Annotated in this window: 3 protein-coding genes and 2 tRNA genes; all 5 read right to left on the bottom strand. The window is 72.0% G+C overall.

Features of this window, described 5'->3' with window-relative positions; genetic code table 11:
• Nucleotides 1–492 precede the first annotated feature (492 nt).
• The 5 genes from FNQ90_RS10680 to FNQ90_RS10660 all read right to left on the bottom strand — a co-directional run bounded on the left by FNQ90_RS10680 (nucleotide 493) and on the right by FNQ90_RS10660 (nucleotide 5,469).
• Nucleotides 493–1,353, bottom strand: a complete 861-nt coding sequence (locus FNQ90_RS10680) for a DegV family protein (protein ID WP_182606156.1) — start codon at nucleotides 1,351–1,353, stop codon at nucleotides 493–495.
• A 25-nt stretch (nucleotides 1,354–1,378) separates the two neighbouring features.
• Nucleotides 1,379–2,014, bottom strand: coding sequence for a hypothetical protein (locus FNQ90_RS10675; RefSeq protein WP_182606155.1), 636 nt, complete (start codon nucleotides 2,012–2,014; stop codon nucleotides 1,379–1,381).
• A 173-nt stretch (nucleotides 2,015–2,187) separates the two neighbouring features.
• The gene (gene leuS, locus FNQ90_RS10670) at nucleotides 2,188–5,055 is read right to left on the bottom strand and encodes a leucine--tRNA ligase (RefSeq protein WP_182606154.1); all 2,868 of its coding nucleotides are present in this window, start codon (nucleotides 5,053–5,055) and stop codon (nucleotides 2,188–2,190) included.
• Nucleotides 5,056–5,280: 225 nt separating this feature from the next.
• Nucleotides 5,281–5,353 (bottom strand) — tRNA-Ala (locus FNQ90_RS10665).
• A gap of 43 nt (nucleotides 5,354–5,396) precedes the next feature.
• Nucleotides 5,397–5,469: transfer RNA gene (locus FNQ90_RS10660), tRNA-Ala, on the bottom strand.
• Nucleotides 5,470–5,764 lie beyond the last annotated feature (295 nt).

Below are 5,764 nucleotides of genomic sequence, written 5' to 3'. Positions count from 1 at the left end.
GTTGGGAGGGAGCCCGGCGGAGGATCGTACGGCGTCCCACCGGGGGAGGGGGTGGTGTGCGCCCGTTCCGCCGCCCGTTCCGCCGCTCGTTCCGTGGAGGGATCCGGCGCCGACCGTGCTGCCGTGGAGTCCGTGTGTCATGGGCGGGGACCCTAGGAGCTGCCCGGGGCTCTCCGTCGATATCGGCGACTTCCTGTGGACGAGGCGCCGCCTGTGGACAACTCGCTCACCCGATCGGGCGAAAACGCCGACGGGGCGAACGGAAAGGGACCCGCCGGAGCGTCTTGAGGGGTGAGGGCGCCCGCTCCCGGGGACGGATCCCGGACGGCACGGGCCGGCGCCCTCTTCGCCCGATGACCGATCGGGCGGCGGGACGAGGGAGGCGGCATGGGCTCGATGCCGATGACGGCGCCGGGACCGACGGGGTCCCCGGTCCCGGCGGGAAGGCCGATCGGGGGGCGCGGGGGCCGGAGAGGGCGTTCGTTTCCCGGCTCAGCGGGGCGCGACGACGGCGCCCAGCAGTCCGGGGCCGGTGTGTGCGCCGAGCACCGCGCCCACTTCGCTGATGTGCGGGGGCGCGGGGGCGTTCAGGCGTTCCCGCAGCCGCGCCCCCAGCTGCTCGGCCCGCTCCGCGGCGGCGAGGTGGTGGATGGCGATGTCCACGGGCCGGTCACCCGCGTGTTCCACGACGAGTTCCTCGAGCCGGGCGACGGCCCGGTTGGTCGTCCGGACCCGATCGAGCATCTCGATCCGTCCGTCGGCCAGTTCGAGGATCGGTTTGACCGCCAGGGCGGAGCCCAGCAGGGCCCTGGCCGCTCCGATGCGTCCCCCGCGCCGCAGGTGTTCCAGGGTGTCCACGCAGAACAGCGCCCTCGTGGATGTCGTGCGCTCGACGGCGGCCGCCTCGGCCTCCTCGGCGGTGCCGCCCGCCTCGGCGACACCGGCGGCGGCGAGCACCGCGAAGCCCAATCCCATGGCGACCATGCGGGTGTCCACCACCCGCACGGGGACCGGCGCCTCCCGGGCCGCCAGCAGGGCGGCGTCCCGGGTGCCGGAGATCTCGGCGGAGAGGTGGAGGGAGACGATCTCCCGGGCGCCGGCTGCGGCGAGTTTGTCGTAGGTGGCGGCGAAGACCTCGGGATTGGGGCGCGAGGTGGTGACCGAGCCGTGCCGTCCCAGGGCCCGCTCGAGCCGGCGTGCTGCCTCCGGGGTGCCGTCCTCCAGCGCACGGCCCTCGATGACCACGGTCAGCGGAACCTCGGTGATCTTGTGGCGTCCGAGTTCCGCGCGTGGCAGATAGGCGGTGGAGTCGGTGACGACGGCCAGGGCTCGGGAGGCGGATCTCCGGGACATGGCTCGGAGAATACGACAGGCCCCGTCAGCGTGCGTCGCGCGGTCGATTCCACTCGGTCAGTCGGCGGCGTCCCGGGGCCGGCGGCAGCTTCTCCTCCGTCGGCTCCGGGGCCGGCCGGACCGGGTCCCAGTGGCGCAGGGCCCCCGTTTCGATCTCGATCTGGCGGTGCAGCCCGTCGATCTCGGCGGCGTCGTGGTAGCGCACCCGGTCCAGGGCGGCGCCGCGCAGGGAGTCCGCCGAATTCCGGATACGACCGGCGCGGTCGCGCAGGTCGGGGAGCCGCTCGGCCACCCTGGCCCGATCCGGCTCGTGATCCATCAGGGCCCCCATCTCCCGGTCCAGGGCACCGGCGTGTTCGCCGAGCCGGTCCACCAGGGCGAGGGCCTCGGCCAGGGCGGGGTCCTCGGGAGCTCCGGATTCGAGCACCTTGCGGGTGTGCTCCAGGGACAGCCGCATCTCCCGACGGAGGCGCGCCAGCTCGCCCATCGGGCCGGGCTGGGCCCCCCGCGCGCGGAGGGTGGCGTCGGAGAAGGAGCGGCGGGCCTCGCGCACCCCCCGGTCGATGTGACGCCTGGCCACCCTGACCCCCCGCACCACGAGTGCCACGAACACCAGGAAGGCCAGAAGTCCCAGTGCGAGCACGGTGAGCAGGATGTCCATGGGCCACTCCGTCTCTCTCCGCATTGCGCCGTCGGTCGGGCGATCGGCACCCGTCCCCTCCCCAGGGTAGAGGGCCGGGCGCCGGAAGGGGACGGTTCCGGACCCCGGGAGACCCCGGTCCGTCCCCTAGGGGACGGACCGGGACGGGTTCGCGGTCGGTTCCGCCGGTGTTCTCAGGCGGGCACGATGTTGACGAGCTTGGGTGCCCGGACGATGACCTTGCGGATCCCGGCGTCCCCCAGGGCGCCACGCACGGCCGGGTGGGCCAGGGCGATGCTCTCCAGCTCCGTCTCGGAGATGTCGGGCGCCACCTCCAGCCGCGCCTTGACCTTGCCCCGGATCTGGACCACGCAGGTGATCGTCTCGTCCACCACGTAGGCGGGATCGGCCTGCGGGTAGGGCCGGTGGACCACCGAGTCGGTGTGGCCCAGGCGGTGCCACAGTTCCTCGGCGATGTGCGGGGCCAGCGGGGCGATCAGCAGGACCAGTGTCTCGGCGACGGTGCGGGGGACCCGGTTCTGCTTGGTGACGTGGTTGTTCAGCTCGGTGATCTTGGCGATCGCGGTGTTGAAGCGCAGGGCGTCCAGGTCCCGGCCGACGCCGTCGACGGCCTTGTGCATCACCCGCAGCGTGGCCTCGTCCGGCTCCTCGTCGACCACCACGGTCCCGCCGGTGGTCTCGTCCACCACGTTGCGCCACAGACGCTGCAGCAGACGGAACTGTCCGACCACCGCACGCGGGTCCCACGGCCGGGAGACGTCCAGCGGCCCCATGGCCATCTCGTACAACCGCAGGGTGTCCGCGCCGTACTCGGCGCAGATCTCGTCGGGGGTGACCGCGTTCTTCAGGGACTTGCCCATCTTGCCCAGCTCGCGGTCGACGGGCTCCTCCCCGTGGTACCAGCGACCGTCGCGCTCCTCGACCTCGCCGGCGGGCACCGGGAAGCCGCGGGCGTCGCGGTAGACGTGGGCCTGGATCATGCCCTGGTTGAACAGCCGGTGGAAGGGCTCGGCGGAGGAGACGTGGCCCAGGTCGTACAGGACCTTCGACCAGAAACGGGCGTACAGCAGGTGCAGCACCGCGTGTTCGGCACCACCCACGTACAGGTCCACGCCTCCCAGTGGCATGCCCTCGCGCGGCCCCATCCAGTACCGCTCGACCTCCGGGTCGACCAGCCGGTCGCTGTTGCGGGGGTCCAGGTAGCGCAGCTCGTACCAGCAGGAACCCGCCCAGTTGGGCATGGTGTTGGTCTCGCGGCGGTAGCGGCGCGGCCCGTCACCCAGGTCCAGTTCGACCTCCACCCACTCGCGGTTGCGCGACAGCGGGGTCTCCGGCCGGGTGTCCGCGTCCTCGGGGTCGAAGGTGCGGGGGCTGTAGTCGTCGATCTCCGGCAGTTCCAACGGCAGCATCGACTCGGGCAGGGCGTGCGCGATGCCGTCCTCGTCGTAGACGATGGGGAAGGGCTCGCCCCAGTACCGCTGCCGGCTGAACAGCCAATCGCGCAGGCGGTAGTTGACCGTTCCCTCGCCCACGCCCTCCTGCTCCAGCCAGGCCGTCATCCGCTTCTTGGCGGCCGGGACGTCCAGCCCGTCCAGGATGACGCCGGGGCCACTGGAGTCGATGATCTCGGCGTCGTGGGAGACGAAGGCGTCGTCCCACGCGGCGGGGTCGGTGCCCCGCTCGTCGGTGGGTCGGACCACGCAGCGCATCGGCAGGTCGAAGGCGCGGGCGAAGGCGAAGTCACGGGCGTCGTGCGCGGGCACGGCCATGATGGCGCCGGTCCCGTAGCCCATCAGCACGTAGTCGGCGATGAAGACCGGGAGGCGCTCCCCGTTGGCGGGGTTGATCGCGAAGGCTCCGGTGAAGACACCGGTCTTCTCCCGGGCGTCGGCCTGCCGCTCGACATCGGACTTGGCGGCGGTCCGCTTGCGGTAGGCGGCGATCGCCTCCCCGGGGTCGGTGTGCCCGCCGGTCCAGGCGGGGCGGGTGCCCTCGGGCCAGGCGCCGGGGACGATGGCGTCGACCAGGTGGTGTTCGGGTGCCAGGACCATGTAGGTGGAGCCGAACAGGGTGTCCTGACGGGTGGTGAAGACCGCGACGGTGTGGTCGGCTCCCCCGTTGTCCCCGGCGCCCTCGGCCGCCGGGATGGTGAAGTCGATCCGGGCGCCCTCGGAGCGGCCGATCCAGTTGCGCTGCTGCAGCTTGATGGCCTCGGGCCAGTCCAGCGCCTCCAGATCGTCCAGCAGGCGGTCGGCGTAGGCGGTGATCCGCATGTTCCACTGCCGCAGGCGGGACTTGAAGACGGGGAAGTTGCCGCGCTCGGAGCGGCCGTCCGCGGTGACCTCCTCGTTGGCCAGCACGGTGCCCAGCCCCGGGCACCAGTTGACGGGGGCGTCGGAGGCGTAGGCCAGGCGATACCCCCCCAGCACGTCGGCGCGTTCGGCGGTCGTCAGGTCGGACCAGTCACGGCCGTCGGGGCAGGCGCGCGCGCCGGATTCGAACTCGGCGACCAGGTCGGCGATCGGCCGGGCCCGCCCGGCCCGCTCGTCGTACCAGGAGTTGAAGATCTGCAGGAAGATCCACTGGGTCCAGCGGTAGTACTCCGGGTCGATGGTGGACACCGAGCGACGGGTGTCGTGTCCCAGGCCCAGCCGGCGCAGCTGCGCCCGCATGTTGCCGATGTTCTCCTCGGTGGAGATCCTCGGGTGGGTGCCGGTCTGGACGGCGTACTGCTCCGCCGGCAGGCCGAAGGCGTCGAACCCCAGGGTGTGCAGGACGTTGTGTCCGGTCATCCGCAGCCGGCGGGCGTAGATGTCGGTCGCGATGTACCCCAGGGGGTGACCGACGTGCAGCCCCGCGCCCGACGGGTAGGGGAACATGTCCATGATGAACTTCTTGGGCAGCTTCGCGCGCCCCGAGCCGTCCGCCAACGAGCCCGAGGGGTTGGGAGCCTCGTAGGTTCCCTCCCGCTCCCAGTGGTCCTGCCAGCGCGCCTCGATGTCGGCCGCCAGGGCGGCTCCGTATTTGAACGTCTCGGTCATGGTTCCTCGAGCTCCGTCGAAATCGTCTCTGCCGCTGCCCCGAACACGAAAAAGCCCCTCGCACAGGAGGGGCGGCCGCGCTGATCCCGCCCCGGCGGAGGGGCGGTGCTCCTTCAGCGCGGCCCGATAAGCAGCAGGCGTACGGCACGCATGCGCACAGCGTACCGCACCGGGCACAACACGGAGAGCGGGCCGCCCGACATCCGGACGGCCCGCTTCGGGCTGTGGAGCTAAGGAGAATTGAACTCCTGACCTCTTGCATGCCATGCAAGCGCTCTACCAACTGAGCTATAGCCCCGCGACGGACGACCTCGCGTCCGGGAGCCGCTGCGCGAAACCCGTGGAGCTAAGGAGAATTGAACTCCTGACCTCTTGCATGCCATGCAAGCGCTCTACCAACTGAGCTATAGCCCCGGATGTGTTCCCTGCGGTTTCCCGCGGCGGCGACGCCTACTGTACACGGATCGCGGGGTGCGATGCCAAATCGCCGCTCCCCCACCCCGGTCCCTCATCGCCGCGGCCCGGGGCCCGCGCCAGGGCGCGTCCGACACCGCCGCCGAACCGGTGTCACGGCAGGTGGGACCCCGATCGACCGGGACGGGGAGCGAGGCGCCGGGGACGGGGGGGCGGACACCCGCCGACCGAGCCGGGGAACGTCCCGGGGGCCTCCGGGTCCTGCCGGAGCGCACCACACGGGACCCCTGCCGGG

The sequence above is a fragment of the Streptomyces alkaliphilus genome (genome assembly GCF_014141535.1).
GTDB lineage: Bacteria > Actinomycetota > Actinomycetes > Streptomycetales > Streptomycetaceae > Streptomyces > Streptomyces alkaliphilus.
The sequence above is the reverse complement of the archived record's forward strand: the minus strand, read 5'-3'. Positions and strand labels throughout refer to the sequence as shown.

Bases quoted from the DNA above. Each gene is read 5' to 3' on its own strand.
- FNQ90_RS10675 (WP_182606155.1), bottom strand. From the start codon at position 2,014: ATGGACATCCTGCTCACCGTGCTCGCACTGGGACTTCTGGCCTTCCTG.
- leuS (WP_182606154.1), bottom strand. From the start codon at position 5,055: ATGACCGAGACGTTCAAATACGGAGCCGCCCTGGCGGCCGACATCGAG.
- FNQ90_RS10680 (WP_182606156.1), bottom strand. From the start codon at position 1,353: ATGTCCCGGAGATCCGCCTCCCGAGCCCTGGCCGTCGTCACCGACTCC.